Source organism: Microbispora catharanthi (assembly GCF_006334915.2).
In the GTDB taxonomy this organism is placed as follows: Bacteria; Actinomycetota; Actinomycetes; order Streptosporangiales; family Streptosporangiaceae; genus Microbispora; species Microbispora catharanthi.
In genome coordinates this window covers 15,928-29,135 of record NZ_VDMA02000020.1, presented here as the reverse complement: position 1 = coordinate 29,135, position 13,208 = coordinate 15,928, and the positions used below count along the sequence as shown (strand labels likewise).

Sequence of the window (13,208 nt, the reverse complement as noted above, 5' to 3'; positions counted from 1 at the left end):
AGCAGGCAGATGGATCAGAAGTCCATGTCGCCGCCGCCGGGCATGGCGGGGGCCTTCTCCTTCTCGGGCTTCTCGGCGATGACGGCCTCGGTGGTCAGGAACAGCGCCGCGATGGACGCCGCGTTCTGCAGCGCCGAGCGGGTGACCTTGGCCGGGTCGATGATGCCGGACTCGAACATGTTGACGTACTCGCCGGTCGCGGCGTTGAGGCCCTCACCAGCCGGGAGGTTGCGGACCTTCTCCACCACGACGCCGCCCTCGAGGCCGGCGTTGACGGCGATCTGCTTCAGCGGCTCCTCGAGGGCCTTGCGGACGATCGCGGCACCGGTGGCCTCGTCGCCGTTGACCTCGAGCTTGTCGAACGCGTTGGCGCCGGCCTGCAGCAGGGCCACGCCACCGCCGGGGACGATGCCCTCCTCGACCGCGGCCTTCGCGTTGCGGACGGCGTCCTCGATGCGGTGCTTGCGCTCCTTGAGCTCGACCTCGGTGGCCGCGCCGGCCTTGATGACGGCGACGCCGCCGGCCAGCTTGGCGAGGCGCTCCTGGAGCTTCTCGCGGTCGTAGTCGGAGTCGGTGCGCTCGATCTCGGCGCGGATCTCGTTGACCCGGCCGGAGATCTGCTCGGCGTCACCGGCGCCGTCGACGATCGTGGTCTCGTCCTTGGTGATGACGACCTTGCGGGCGCGGCCGAGCAGGTCGAGGGTGGCGTTCTCGAGCTTGAGGCCGACCTCCTCGGAGATGACCTGGCCACCGGTGAGGATGGCGATGTCGCCCAGCATGGCCTTGCGGCGGTCGCCGAAGCCCGGAGCCTTGACGGCCACAGACTTGAACAGGCCGCGGATCTTGTTGACGACCAGGGTGGCCAGGGCCTCGCCCTCGACGTCCTCGGCGATGATGACCAGCGGCTTGCCGGACTGCACGACCTTGTCGAGCAGCGGCAGCAGGTCCTTGTTCGCCGAGACCTTGGAGTTGACGATCAGGATGTACGGGTCCTCGAAGACCGCCTCCATGCGCTCGGGGTCGGTCACGAAGTAGCCGGACACGTAGCCCTTGTCGAAGCGCATGCCCTCGGTGAGCTCAAGCTCCAGGCCGAAGGTGTTGCTCTCCTCGACGGTGATGACGCCTTCCTTGCCCACCTTGTCCATCGCCTCGGCGATGAGGGCGCCGATCTCGGTGTCGGCGGCGGAGATGGAGGCGGTGGAGGCGATCTGCTCCTTGGTCTCCACGTCCTTGGCGAGCTTCGACAGCTCCTCGCTGACGCGCTCGACGGCGGCCTCGATGCCCTTCTTCAGCGCCATCGGGTTGGCGCCGGCGGCCACGTTGCGCAGACCCTCGCGGACCAGCGCCTGGGCGAGCACGGTAGCCGTCGTGGTGCCGTCACCGGCGACGTCGTCGGTCTTCTTCGCGACTTCCTTGACGAGCTCGGCGCCGATCTTCTCCCACGGGTCCTCGAGCTCGATCTCCTTGGCGATGGAGACACCGTCGTTGGTGATCGTGGGGGCGCCCCACTTCTTCTCCAGCACGACGTTGCGGCCCTTGGGGCCGAGGGTCACCTTCACGGCGTCGGCGAGCTGGTTCATACCGCGCTCGAGACCGCGCCGGGCGTCCTCGTCAAACGCGATCATCTTGGCTGCCATTAGGCTAGACCTCCCAGTAGCAGGGTGTCTTCAACGGACCGAGCCGACGCCCGCGACGGCGCGGACCCGCTATCCCTGCGCGGGCCCCATCGCCCCGATCCCGGTTGTTGTCACTCTCGACCTCAGAGTGCCAAACAAGTATTTAGCACTCTACCCCTGCGAGTGCAAGCGGAAGCCTCGCTGACCAGCTTGGACGTTATGTCCAGATCAGCGAGCCGGTGGCAAGCGGGAGACACCAGGCGAGCCCAGGGGCGCGCCTCCGGCACGACCCGGCGGGTGCGAGCGCCCCGATGGCGAAGCGGGCGACACGGCAAGCGGAAGGCCCGGCACGCGGGACGCGCGCCGGGCCTTCCAAGGTCGATGACGGGATCAGACGGCCCGTACGGCCTCCGCCTGCGGGCCCTTCTGACCCTGCGTGATGTCGAACTCAACCCGCTGACCCTGCTCGAGGGCCTTGTAGCCGTCCATCATGATTGCCGAGTAATGGACGAACACGTCCTTACCACCGTCTACCGCGATGAAGCCGTAGCCCTTGTCCGCGTTAAACCATTTGACGGTGCCCTGCGCCACTTCCGACTCCTCTTGCTGGGCTGGGGACCACACCCAAGAAGCCCCCGGTTTTGTCGATCGTCCTCGACCATACCCGTGTCAAGGCGTAGGACAACAGAGTCAATCCGCAAACTACTACTTGGCGTTCGCTCAAAGCAGGAACGAAGAATATTCACTTTGCTGTTGAATAGTTGAGAGCTGCACCATTTGTCATGGCCTCGCACGACTTCTTCATCGATAGAAGCGCATGTCAGGTGCTCGGCCCCGGCGCGGCGACTCAGCCTCCGGCGACGGCGGGGATGACCGAAATCTGCACCCCGTCCGGCGTGGCGGTGTCCAGACCATCGGCGAATCGGACGTCCTCTTCCCCGACGTAGACGTTGACAAAACGCCGGATCTTACCCGTCTCGTCCAGGATGCGCCCGCCGATGCCGGGGTAGTCCGCGTCCAGCTTCTGCAGGACCTCGCGGAGCGTTCCCCCCTCCCCGCTCACCTCCGCGGCGCCGTTGGTGTACGTCCGGAGAATCGTCGGAATCCGCACGGAAACGCTCATTGTTCGCTCGCTTTCGTTACTGCCGATGGACCTTTTGAAACGCTTTCAGTTGGCGAATGCCGCACGGAAGGCGTCGAGAGAGGGACGGATGACGGCGGCGGGGCGGGCGTGCTCGGCCACCGCGTCGAGCGTCTTGAGCCCGTCGCCGGTGTTCAGCACCACGGTCTCGGCGTCGGGGTCGAGGCGACCCTCGCGCACCAGCTTGCGCAGCACGCCGACCGTGACGCCGCCCGCGGTCTCGGCGAAGACGCCCTCGGTCCTGGCCAGCAGGCGGATCGCCTCGACCACTTCCTGGTCGTTCACGTCCTCCACCGCGCCGCCCGTCCGCCGCGCGATGTCGAGCACGTACGGCCCGTCCGCCGGGTTGCCGATGGCGAGGGACTTGGCGATGGTGTCGGGCCGCACCGGCTGCACGACGTCCTGCCCGGCCTTGAACGCCTGGGAGACCGGCGAGCAGCCCTCGGCCTGCGCCCCGAAGATCCGGTAGGGCCGCTCCTCGACCAGTCCCAGCTTGATCAGCTCACGGAAGCCCTTGTCGATCTTTGTGAGCTGCGAGCCGGAGGCCACCGGGATGACGATCTGGTCGGGCAGCCGCCAGCCGAGCTGCTCGGCGATCTCGTACGCCAGCGTCTTGGAGCCCTCGGCGTAGAAGGGCCGGAGGTTGACGTTGACGAAGCCCCACTTCTCGCCCAGCTCGTCGCCGATGAGCTCGGAGCAGAAGCGGTTGACCTCGTCGTAGTTGCCGTCGATGGCGACCAGGCGGCCGCCGTACACGGCGGCCATCGTGACCTTGGCCGGCTCCAGGTCGGCGGGGATGAACACGCAGGAGTCCAGCCCGGCCCGGGCGGCGGCCGCGCTCACCGCGCCGGCGAGGTTGCCGGTGGAGGAGCACGACAGGGTGTGGAAGCCGAAGTTGCGCGCTGCCTCCAGCGCGATCGCGACGACCCGGTCCTTGAAGGAGTGGGTCGGGTTGCCGGAGTCGTCCTTGACGTGCAGCGACCGCAGGCCCAGCTCGGCCGCCAGCCTGTCGGCCTTCACGAGTTTGGTCCAGCCGGGCTGGAGGTTGGGCTTGGCCGCCACGCCGGCGGGAACGGGGAGCAGGGAGCGGTACCGCCAGATGTTCGCCGGGCCGGACTCGATGTCCTCCCGGCGAACCTCGCCGAAGTCGTACGCCACCTCAAGGGGGCCGAAACACTCCGTACAGGCGAAGATCGGGCCGAGGTCGTAAAGAGCGCCGCATTCGCGACACGAAAGACCGGTGGCGGGGCCGAACTCGACGGTGTTCGCGGCAGTGCTGGTGTGCGCCATGAAGCGAGGCCTTTCCCTCATCTTCGCTCGCGACCACCCTGGCCGCGAGCCGGAATTGGCACCTGTCCCGGCCGGGCCTCGTGGACACGAGTTCGACACCGGGGAGGTTGCCGGGGCTTCGCAGGGCCGGTCCCTCCACCCCTCTGGATGAGCATGTTCAGTTGTAGGACCTTCCGAGAAAGGTCCTTAAGTGCCCCTCCTGCCGATCTTCGCTGGGCAAATCTCGTCAGTCGCGGCACTAGCACTGTACCCCGGCGTCCTTGGTGTCCGTTCCCGCGTCTCACATCGCGAGACGATCTGTATCAGCCGTACGCCTCGCCGAGGGCACTCTGCACGTACTTGCGCGCCTGGTGGATACGGGACTTGACCGTCCCGAGGGGGATCTTCAGCTGTTCGGCGACCTCCGCGTAGTCGAGCTGGCAGATGTCGCGCAGCACGAGCGCCTGGGCGAGGTCGGGCCGCTCGGCCTCGAGCGCCTCCATCGCGTCGAGCAGGTCGAGCCGCGACCCCGCGATGACGCTCACCCGCCGGGGGTCGGGCCGCTGCTCGGGCAGCTCCTCCGCCTGCTCCGACGAGCGCCGCTTGAGCGAGCGGTACGTGGTCCTGGCGCAGTTCACGGTCACGATGTGCAGCCAGGTGCTGAACTTGGCCCGCCCCTCGAACCTCGCGATGTTGCGCGCCACGGCGAGCAGCGTGTCCTGCGCGGCCTCCTCGGCGTCCTGCCGATACGGTAGAAGCCGCTCACAGTGCCGCAGCACGTCGGGCTCGATGCGCCGCAGCAGTTCGCCGAGCGCGCGATGGTCCCCCTGGGCAGCCGATCGGGCCAGGTCCTCGGTCGTGTCGTCCAGTGCCATGCCGTATCCAGCCCTTCCGCGATCGGTTGACATCCTATTGACGGAGGTCGGCTTTTATTAATCTTCCGGCATGCGCGCCCGCTCTGATCGAGGGAACCCCAAGATGAGCAGCACCGTTCTGATCGCGTCCAACCGGGGCCCGGTGTCCTTCACGCTGTCGGACGACGGCGGCCTGACCATGCGCAGGGGCGGGGGCGGGCTCGTCTCCGGCCTGTCCGAGGTGGTCAGGGACACCGACGTCCTGTGGGTCTGCGCGGCGCTGTCGGACGGCGACCGGGGCGCGGTGCGCCAGGCGCCCGGCGGGCGGCTCGACCGGGCCTTCGAGACGGGACCGATCCGCATGCTGGACATCCCGCCCGCGGTCTTCCACCGGGCCTACAACGCCGTGGCCAACTCGACCCTCTGGTTCGTCAACCACCTGCTTTACAACACGCCCTTCGCCCCCGAGTTCGGCACGCGGTTCCGCCGCGAGTGGGAGTCGTACCGCACGTACAACGGGGCCTTCGCGCTGGCCCTGGCGGAGGAGGCGGCCCACCGGGCGCGCGTCATGGTGCAGGACTACCACCTGACGCTGACGCCCGCGATGCTCCGGGTCGAGCGGCCCGACCTGCGCATCGCCCACTTCTCGCACACGCCCTGGGCGCCGCCCGAATATTTCGCGCTGCTGCCCGAGGACGTCGTGGCGGAGGTGCTGACCGGCATCCTCGGCGCCGACCACGCCGGATTCCTCACCGCGCGCTGGGCCCGCGCCTTCATGGACTGCTGCGAGACCCTGCTCGGGGCCCGGGTGGACCACGCCGCCCGTACGGTGACGCACGACGGGCGGACCACCAGGATCGGCGTCCACCCGCTCGGTGTGAACGGCGAGGCGCTGCTGGCCCGTGCGGCCGAGCAGGACGTCGAGTCGCACATGACCGTGATCAGGGACCTCGTGGGCGACCGCAAGCTGATCGTGCGCATCGACCGCACCGAGCTGTCCAAGAACATCGTGCGCGGCCTGCGGGCCTACCAGGAGTTCCTGGCCGCCCATCCCGAATGGCACGGCCGGGTCGTCCACCTCGCGTTCGCCTACCCCTCCCGCCACGACCTGCCGGAGTACCGCGAGTACACGGCGGCCGTGCAGCGCTGCGCCAAGGAGATCGAGGACGAGTACGCGACCGAGGACTGGGACCCGCTGATCCTCAACGTGAACGACGACTACCCGCGCTCGCTGGCCGCCTACCGGATGGCCGACGTCCTGCTCGTCAATCCGATCAGGGACGGCATGAACCTGGTGGCCAAGGAGGGCCCGATCCTGTCGCCCCGGTGCGCGCTGGTGCTGTCCCGCGAGGCGGGCGCGGCGGCCGAACTGGGGGCCGACTCCCTGCTCGTCAACCCCTACGACGTGTCCGGCACGGCGGCGGCGCTGCACGCGGCGCTGACGCTGCCGGAGCAGGAGCGGCTCACGCGCGGCCTGCGACTGCGGGAGGCCGCGACCGCCCTGCCGCCCCAGCGCTGGTTCGAGGACCAGCTCGCCGCGCTGCGCTGATGTCGAGCGCCATGGCGGGTGGTCGGCTCTCGTTCCGGATCATCTGCTGCGCTACCCTTGCCTGGTTTTGGACCGCAACATAAAGGTCACCAGGGACAGCCCCACCTGGTTGGTCTATCTCCAGCTCGCCACCTTCGCCACCTACCTCTACGGCCTCTCGGCCGCCCTGCCCCTCCTGCGCGCCGAACTCGGCGTATCCCAGGCCGTCGCCGGGTTGCACGGCACCGGGATGGCGCTCGGCGGCATCGCAGGCGGACTGGCCCTGCCCGCGCTGACCAGGCGCTTCGGGCGCCGTGTCGTCACCTGGGCCGGTTTGACCGGGATGAACGCCGGGGTGCTCCTCGTCGCGTTCGGGCACGCGCTCCCGTTCACGCTGACCGGTTTCACCCTCGCCGGCTGCTGCGGCTCGACGGCGCTGTACGTGATGATGGCGGTGCTCAGCGACCACCACGGCCCGGCGGGAGCGGCCGTCATCAGCGAGGCCAACGCGGTCGCCGTGACCGCCGGAATCGCCACCACCTACGCCTTCAGCGTGGTGGCCGAGTCGTCGGCCGGCTGGCGGCCCGCGCTGTTCGTGCCGGTGGCCTCCACCCTCCTGCTGGCCCTGCTCATGGGCCGGGTCTGGGTGCCGCCGGTGCCCGCCCCGCCGCCGTCGTCGTCGTCCCCGGGGAGGGCGGGAGGATCAGGCGGCAGGGTGCCGTACGGCTGGCGCTTCCACGTCGCCGGGGTGGTCCTGCTGTGCTGCGTGGCGCTCGAGTTCGCCTTCAACCTGTGGGCCGCCGAGTTGCTCTCCCAGCGGACCGGGCTGTCGCCCGGCGTGGCGGCGACCGGGCTGACCGCGATGCTGGCCGGCATGGCGGCGGGCCGGTTCGGCGGCGCCCGGCTGGCCCTGCGCTTCGCGCCGGGATCGGTGCTGCTGGGTTCGCTCGGGGTGGCCCTGGCGGGCTGGGCGCTGTTCTGGACCGGGACCTCGGCACCGGTCTGCTACGCCGGGCTCGCGCTCAGCGGGCTCGGCATCTCGGTGCAGTTCCCCTTGGGCCTCACGCGCATGATCGATGTGTCGGGAGGCCGGCCGGACCAGGCGTCGGGCACGGCCTCGATCTGGGCGGGCGTGGGCTCGGGCAGCGGGCCGTTCGTGCTCGGCGCGCTGGGCGACGGCTTCGGGACGCACACGGCGTTCCTGCTCGCGCCCGCCCTGATCGTGATGGCCGCGGGAGGAGCGGCCGCGTCCAGGACGCGTTCCTGAATGTCCGGGCCGCTCAGGAGGCCGCTCAGGAGGCCGCTCGGAAGACCGTTCGGAAGACCGTTCGGAAGGCCGGTCAGTTCCAGGTCGCGTTCTTGAGGATCGCGCCCAGCTGCGGGTGGTCCCACTGGTCGAGGACCAGGATCTTCGACGTGGGCAGATACCACTCGCGCTGGTTGTAGTGCAGCTTCACCCGCCACTTCTTGTCGACGCAGGTCGCCGCCCACTTGTGGTAGTCGGCCTTGTGGCCGGGCCCGACCTGCCGCAGCCCCTTGTCCGCGAGCTTCCACTCGCCCTTGTACAGCTTGTAGCTCTTGGGACAGATGCTGACGTCGGTCGCGGGGTCGTAGCCGTACTTCGACTTGTACGCCTGGAACGTGCGGAGCCCGATCTTGAGCGCCTTCGGGCCCAGCACCCAGAAGCTGTGGCATCCCCAGTCGCGGAACCCGAAGTCCTCGGTGCCGTAGGTGGGGCACGAGCCGGTGATGACCCGCACCCAGTCCTTGTCGTCCTTGGCCACCTTCCACGACTTGGGGATCGTGAGGGTCAGGCCGCTCCGCAGTCGGACCTGCTTGGTGCCGCCGCTTTCGCTCGCGAACGCCGCAGCCGGAGCCGTCAGGGTCGCCGCCAGCACGGCCAGGCCGGCCGCCGCGGCCGAGATCGTCTTTCTGAACATGCCCGGCACACTAGGCGCGGTCGCTTGCGGACGACTTGCGGCCCGATAGACAAGGGGTCACCAAACGCGCGTCAGCTCCACGTGGCGTTCTTGAGTATCGTGCTCAGGCCCGGCGTCCCCCACTGGTCGATCACCAGGATCTTCGACGTCGGCAGGTACCACTCGCGCTGGTTGTAGCGGGCCCTGACCCTGCCCGAGCTCATGGTCCCGCAGGTGCCCACCCAGTCTCGGTAGTACGCCTTGTGGCCCGGCCCGACCTGCCGCAGCCCCTTCTCGGCGAGCGTGGTCCGGTGGATCCAAAGGTTCTTCTTCACCGGGCAGGGCCCGACGTCGGTGGCCGGATAGAACGGGCCGTCCGGCATGTACTTCTGGAACAGCTCATGACCGATCTTGATGGCCTTGGGCCCCATGACCCAGAAGCTGTGGCAGCCCGAGTCGCGGAAGCCGTACATGTCCGTGCCCTTGGTCGGGCACGAGCCGGTGATGACGCGCAGCCAGTCCTTGCGGCTGTCGTCGACCTTCCAGGACGACGGGATCCTGAGAGTCAGGCCCTTGCGCAGGTGCAGCGGCTTGGTGGCCCCGCTGTCGTTCGCGAACGCCGCCGCCGGAGCCGCCAGGGACGCCGCGAGCACGGCCAGGCCGGCCGCCGCGGCCGAGATCGTCTTCCTCATGCCCGGGACCTTACGCCCGGTCGCTTGCAGACGGCTTGCCGAGTGTTGCCACGAGGTCGCCGAGGAAGGCCACGACGCCGTCGGGCCCGTCCACCACCACGTCGGCGCGCTCCGCCAAGGCGGTCACCTCCGTGGACCCGCTGCACACCCGTACGCCGGGGATCCCGGCCGACTCGACCGCGTCGAAGGCGGCGAGATCCCCCAGGTCGTCGCCGACGAACATGACCGAGCGGGCGTCCCGCTCGGCGAGGAAGGCCGACAGAGCCCTGCCCTTGTCCATTCCGGCCGGCCGCAGCTCCAGGACCATGCGGCCCGGCTCGACCGCCAGCCCGGCCTCCTCGGCCAGCGCCGCGACGGGCCCGCGCAGCGCCTCCAGCGCCCCCGCCGGGTCGGCGCACCGCCGGGTGTGCACGGCGACGGCCCGGTCCTTGTCCTCGATCCACACGCCGTCGAACCCAGCGCCTTCCAGTCCTGCCGCGAGCTCGGGCAGCCGGGCGCGGACGAGGTCCAGCCCAGGCGGCGGTGGCGGGGCCGTCAGGCGGCCGTCCTCCCAGCGTTCCAGTCCGTAGTGACCGAGGATCACCAGGCCGGGCACGTCGGCGAGGGACGGCCCGCCGGAGACCTCTCCGAGGGCGAGAGCCGTACGCGGCGGACGGCCGGTGACGATCACGACGGCGCGCACCAGCGGGGCGAGGGCGGCCAGCACAGCGGGCACGCCGGGATGCACGCGGGCGGCGGCCGGGTCGGGCACGATCGGGGAGAGCGTGCCGTCGTAGTCGAGCCCGATCACGGCGCCGGCCGGATCGGCGACGATCGCGTCGAGTCCTGCGTGCGCGGGCAGGGTCATGGCCATGGCCTCACTCCGAAGGGGGTCACGTGCGTACGCCTCGACGGCCTCATGCCCCAGGAACGGGGCTCATGCATGCGATGGGGAAAGCGAGGGGGTCAGGAGTTCAGTCCGAAGCGGCGGGCCGAGCGGTCGCGCCGCCGGCCGGCTCTCATCCGGCGCAGCCGCTTGACGAGCATCGGGTCGTGCTCCAGCGCCTCAGGCCGGTCGATCAGCTCTCCGAGTAACTGGTAGTACCGGGTCGCCGAGATGCCGAAGGCCTCCCTGATCGCCTGCTCCTTGGCGCCCGCGTAACGCCACCACTGGCGCTCGAACGCGAGCATCTCGCGGTCGCGGTCCGAGAGGTCGAGCTCGTCGCCGCCGGCCGGTTCGGTGTCCATCGGCTCCTCCTCGATCGGCTCGCGGGCCTGTCCCATGGTAATGCCAAGCCCGGGAGACGAACCCGGGGTGTTCAGGCCGGGCAGGACGGACGTAATGTCACGTGGTGTGAGCTCTGTAATCACGCTTCTGACCGACTACGGGCTGGAGGACGGGTTCGTCGCCGCGTGCCACGGCGTGATCGCGGGCATCGCTCCGCAGGCTCGGATCATCGACGTGGGTCACCTCGTCCCCGCCGGGGACGTACGGCGCGGCGCGGCCATCCTCGCGCAGGCCCTGCCCTACCTGCCGGCCGGCGTCCACCTCGCGGTGGTCGATCCCGCCGTGGGCGGAAACCGGCGCCCGGTCGCCGTGGAGGCGGGGGGACGGGTGTTCCTCGGCCCGGACAACGGCGTCCTGTCGTGGGCGGTCCGCGCCGCCGGGGGCGCCGAGGCCGCGTACGAGATAACGAACAAGGACCTGTTCCTGGCGAACGTCTCGCCGACGTTCCAGGGCCGGGACCTGTTCGCGCCGGTGGCCGCCCACCTGTGCACCGGACGCGCGGTCGCCGACGTGGGGCCGCCGATGCCGGTGGACCGCCTGGTGACCCTGCCCGCGCCGACCTGCCGGTTGCGGGACGGCGCGGCCGAGGGCGAGGTGCTGTCGGTGGACAGGCACGGCAACGTCCAGTTGTCGATCACCGCCTCCGACCTGGCCGAGCTCGGCGTACGCCTCGGCGACACCATCGCCGTGTGGCTCGGGCGCCGCCAGGTCGCCGTGCCGTTCCGGGAGACGTTCACCGCGGTGCCGCCCGGCGACCTGGTGGCGTTCGCCGACTCCGCCGGCCTGGTCGCGATGGCGATCAACGCCGGGGACGCCGCCGACCGCCTGGGTCTGCCCCCGGGCGCGCACGTACGGCTGTCGCCCGGGCGCTGACCCGGCCGGTCCTACTGGGCGTTCACCACGTCGCGGACCTCCGCGAAGTGGCAGGCGCTGGGGTGGTCGCTGCCCGGGCGCGCCTCGAGCGCGGGCGTCTGCTCGGCGCAGATGTCCTGCGCCTTCCAGCACCGTGTGCGGAAGTGGCAGCCCGAGGGCGGGTTGGCCGGCGAGGGCGGGTCGCCCTGCAGGATGATCCGCTGACGGGTCTCCCGGCCCTCGGGATCGGGCACCGGCACTGCCGACAGCAGCGCCTGGGTGTACGGGTGCGTCGGGCTCTCGTAGATCTCGGCGTCACGGCCCAGTTCGACGATCTTGCCGAGGTACATCACCGCGACCCGGTCGGAGATGTGGCGGACCACCGACAGGTCGTGCGCGATGAAGATGTAGGCGAGGTTGAACTCGTTCTGCAGCCGCTCCAGCAGGTTCATGACCTGGGCCTGGATCGACACGTCGAGCGCGGAGACCGGCTCGTCGCAGATGATGATCTCAGGCTGGAGCGCCAGACCGCGGGCGATGCCGATGCGCTGGCGCTGGCCGCCGGAGAACTGGTGCGGGTAGCGGTTGATGTGGTCGGGGTTGAGGCCGACCACCTCGAGAAGCTCCTGCACCCGGCGCCGCCGGCCGCCCTTCGGCACGACGTCCGTATGGATCTCGAACGGCTCCCCCACGATGTCGCCGACGGTCATCCGCGGGTTCAGCGAGGTGTAGGGGTCCTGCATCACCATCTGGATGTTGCGGCGCATCCGCTTGAGCTCGCCGCCCCTGGCCGTGGCGATGTCCCTGCCGTGGATGCGCACGGAGCCCGACGTGGGCCGCTCCAGTGCCATCAGCAGCTTGGCCAGGGTGGACTTGCCACAGCCCGACTCTCCGACGATGCCGAGCGTCTCACCGCGGTGCAGGTCGAAGGAGACCCCGTCGACGGCCTTGATCGCGCCGATCTGCCGCTTGACGACGATGCCCTGAGTGAGTGGGAAGTGCTTGACCAGGTCGCGGACTTCGAGGATCGACTCAGTGTTCGCCTTCATCGATGACCTCCCTCCAGTAGTGGCAGGCGCTGCCGCGGGTGCCACTGATCGTGTACAGCGGGGGCACGTCGGTCACGCAGTTGTCCCGCCGGTACGGGCACCGCGGGTGGAAGGCGCAGCCCGTCGGCATCTCCAGCAGGTTGGGCGGCAGGCCCTTGATCGCGTAGAGCTCCTGACCCTTGTGGTCCACCCTGGGGATGGACTCCAGCAACCCCTTCGAGTAGGGGTGGGCCGGGTTCTTGTACAGGTCGTGCACCGGGGCGTTCTCGACGATGCGCCCGCCGTACATGACCGCGATCTTGTCCGCGACGTCGGCGACGACGCCGAGGTCGTGGGTGATCAGGATCAGGCCCATGTTGCTGTCGCGCTGCAGCTCCGCGAGCAGGCCCATGATCTGGGCCTGGACGGTCACGTCGAGCGCGGTGGTCGGCTCGTCCGCGATCAGGATCTCCGGGTCGAGCGCGATCGCCATGGCGATCATGATGCGCTGTCGCATACCGCCGGAGAACTGGTGCGGGAAGTCGTTGACCCGGTCCTTGGCTGCCGGGATCCTGACCCGGTCCATCAGCTCGATGGCCTTCTTCTTGGCCTCCGCCCGCGACGTGCCGCGGTGCATGCGGAACATCTCGGCGATCTGCCAGCCGACCGGGAAGACCGGGTTCAGCGCGGACAGCGCGTCCTGGAAGACCATGGAGATGCCCTCCCCGCGGATCCTCCTGCGCTGGTCCTCCGGGAGCTTGAGCAGGTCGACGCCCCGGAAGCGGATCTCACCGCCGGTGATCTTCCCCGGGGGCATGTCGAGGATGCCCATGATGGTCTGGGCGGTGACGCTCTTGCCCGAGCCCGACTCGCCCAGCACGGCGAGCGTCTCTCCGGCGTCCACGCTGTAGGTCACGCCGTTGACGGCCTTGGCCACGCCCGCCCGGGTGCGGAACTCGACGTGGAGGTTGTCCACCTCCAGCAGGGCGCCGCCGTGGGAGCCTCTGCCCACCTGCTCGGAAAGCACTTCCGTCACTCGCTG

At 69.7% G+C, this 13,208-nt stretch carries 14 protein-coding genes and 1 riboswitch; of the genes, 3 read left to right on the top strand and 11 right to left on the bottom strand.

Annotated elements, in window-relative coordinates:
* Positions 1 to 14: 14 nt before the first annotated feature.
* The 5 genes from groL to FH610_RS31080 form a co-directional block, all read right to left on the bottom strand.
* Positions 15 to 1,637: a chaperonin GroEL gene (groL, locus tag FH610_RS31100; protein ID WP_030509191.1), complete on the bottom strand. Its 1,623-nt coding sequence runs from the start codon at positions 1,635 to 1,637 to the stop codon at positions 15 to 17.
* Positions 1,638 to 2,006: 369 nt separating this feature from the next.
* Complete coding sequence (locus FH610_RS31095; RefSeq protein WP_030509192.1) at positions 2,007 to 2,207, bottom strand: cold-shock protein; 201 nt, start codon at positions 2,205 to 2,207, stop codon at positions 2,007 to 2,009.
* Between the two features lie 256 nt (positions 2,208 to 2,463).
* Entirely contained in the window at positions 2,464 to 2,739 is a 276-nt protein-coding gene (locus tag FH610_RS31090) for a MoaD/ThiS family protein (protein WP_030509193.1), read from the bottom strand.
* 45 nt (positions 2,740 to 2,784) lie between these two features.
* A complete protein-coding gene (gene thrC, locus FH610_RS31085; protein ID WP_139578695.1) occupies positions 2,785 to 4,047 on the bottom strand; it encodes a threonine synthase in 1,263 nt (420 codons plus the stop codon).
* A gap of 14 nt (positions 4,048 to 4,061) precedes the next feature.
* Positions 4,062 to 4,201: riboswitch (SAM riboswitch) on the bottom strand.
* Between the two features lie 148 nt (positions 4,202 to 4,349).
* Positions 4,350 to 4,901, bottom strand: a complete 552-nt coding sequence (locus FH610_RS31080; protein WP_139578694.1) for an RNA polymerase sigma factor — start codon at positions 4,899 to 4,901, stop codon at positions 4,350 to 4,352.
* Positions 4,902 to 5,004: 103 nt separating this feature from the next.
* Between FH610_RS31080 and FH610_RS31075 the strand changes: the two genes are divergently transcribed.
* The gene (locus FH610_RS31075; RefSeq protein WP_139578693.1) at positions 5,005 to 6,429 is read left to right on the top strand and encodes an alpha,alpha-trehalose-phosphate synthase (UDP-forming); all 1,425 of its coding nucleotides are present in this window, start codon (positions 5,005 to 5,007) and stop codon (positions 6,427 to 6,429) included.
* A gap of 67 nt (positions 6,430 to 6,496) precedes the next feature.
* Positions 6,497 to 7,675, top strand: a complete 1,179-nt coding sequence (locus FH610_RS31070; RefSeq protein ID WP_161628116.1) for an MFS transporter — start codon at positions 6,497 to 6,499, stop codon at positions 7,673 to 7,675.
* A 73-nt stretch (positions 7,676 to 7,748) separates the two neighbouring features.
* Here the strand turns inward: FH610_RS31070 and FH610_RS31065 are convergent, their stop codons facing one another.
* The 4 genes from FH610_RS31065 to FH610_RS31050 all read right to left on the bottom strand — a co-directional run bounded on the left by FH610_RS31065 (position 7,749) and on the right by FH610_RS31050 (position 10,246).
* Entirely contained in the window at positions 7,749 to 8,348 is a 600-nt protein-coding gene (locus tag FH610_RS31065) for a hypothetical protein (protein ID WP_139578691.1), read from the bottom strand.
* Between the two features lie 71 nt (positions 8,349 to 8,419).
* Positions 8,420 to 9,019: a hypothetical protein gene (locus FH610_RS31060; RefSeq protein ID WP_139578690.1), complete on the bottom strand. Its 600-nt coding sequence runs from the start codon at positions 9,017 to 9,019 to the stop codon at positions 8,420 to 8,422.
* Positions 9,020 to 9,029: 10 nt separating this feature from the next.
* Positions 9,030 to 9,866 carry a trehalose-phosphatase gene (otsB, locus tag FH610_RS31055; protein WP_139578925.1) on the bottom strand — a complete coding sequence of 279 codons (837 nt, stop codon included), beginning with the start codon at positions 9,864 to 9,866 and terminating at the stop codon, positions 9,030 to 9,032.
* A 98-nt stretch (positions 9,867 to 9,964) separates the two neighbouring features.
* Positions 9,965 to 10,246, bottom strand: a complete 282-nt coding sequence (locus FH610_RS31050; RefSeq protein ID WP_205826206.1) for a DUF3263 domain-containing protein — start codon at positions 10,244 to 10,246, stop codon at positions 9,965 to 9,967.
* A gap of 106 nt (positions 10,247 to 10,352) precedes the next feature.
* Between FH610_RS31050 and FH610_RS31045 the strand changes: the two genes are divergently transcribed.
* The gene (locus FH610_RS31045; RefSeq protein WP_240809306.1) at positions 10,353 to 11,159 is read left to right on the top strand and encodes an SAM hydrolase/SAM-dependent halogenase family protein; all 807 of its coding nucleotides are present in this window, start codon (positions 10,353 to 10,355) and stop codon (positions 11,157 to 11,159) included.
* A gap of 11 nt (positions 11,160 to 11,170) precedes the next feature.
* On the opposite strand, the gene FH610_RS31040 is transcribed toward FH610_RS31045, so the two are convergent.
* Together FH610_RS31040 and FH610_RS31035 are read right to left on the bottom strand one after the other, a co-directional pair.
* On the bottom strand, positions 11,171 to 12,187 hold the full coding sequence (locus tag FH610_RS31040; protein ID WP_139578687.1) for an ABC transporter ATP-binding protein: 1,017 nt from the start codon (positions 12,185 to 12,187) through the stop codon (positions 11,171 to 11,173).
* Positions 12,171 to 13,202, bottom strand: coding sequence for an ABC transporter ATP-binding protein (locus FH610_RS31035; RefSeq protein ID WP_205826205.1), 1,032 nt, complete (start codon positions 13,200 to 13,202; stop codon positions 12,171 to 12,173). The genes FH610_RS31040 and FH610_RS31035 overlap by 17 nt, the downstream gene beginning before the upstream one ends.
* Between the last annotated feature and the right edge of the window lie 6 nt (positions 13,203 to 13,208).

Excerpts from the sequence above, each read along its gene's own strand:
- FH610_RS31075 (WP_139578693.1), top strand. The coding sequence starts at position 5,005 with ATGAGCAGCACCGTTCTGATCGCGTCCAACCGGGGCCCGGTGTCCTTC.
- otsB (WP_139578925.1), bottom strand. The coding sequence starts at position 9,866 with ATGACCCTGCCCGCGCACGCAGGACTCGACGCGATCGTCGCCGATCCG.
- FH610_RS31080 (WP_139578694.1), bottom strand. The coding sequence starts at position 4,901 with ATGGCACTGGACGACACGACCGAGGACCTGGCCCGATCGGCTGCCCAG.
- groL (WP_030509191.1), bottom strand. The coding sequence starts at position 1,637 with ATGGCAGCCAAGATGATCGCGTTTGACGAGGACGCCCGGCGCGGTCTC.
- FH610_RS31040 (WP_139578687.1), bottom strand. The coding sequence starts at position 12,187 with ATGAAGGCGAACACTGAGTCGATCCTCGAAGTCCGCGACCTGGTCAAG.
- FH610_RS31050 (WP_205826206.1), bottom strand. The coding sequence starts at position 10,246 with ATGGACACCGAACCGGCCGGCGGCGACGAGCTCGACCTCTCGGACCGC.
- FH610_RS31065 (WP_139578691.1), bottom strand. The coding sequence starts at position 8,348 with ATGTTCAGAAAGACGATCTCGGCCGCGGCGGCCGGCCTGGCCGTGCTG.
- FH610_RS31090 (WP_030509193.1), bottom strand. The coding sequence starts at position 2,739 with ATGAGCGTTTCCGTGCGGATTCCGACGATTCTCCGGACGTACACCAAC.
- thrC (WP_139578695.1), bottom strand. The coding sequence starts at position 4,047 with ATGGCGCACACCAGCACTGCCGCGAACACCGTCGAGTTCGGCCCCGCC.
- FH610_RS31060 (WP_139578690.1), bottom strand. The coding sequence starts at position 9,019 with ATGAGGAAGACGATCTCGGCCGCGGCGGCCGGCCTGGCCGTGCTCGCG.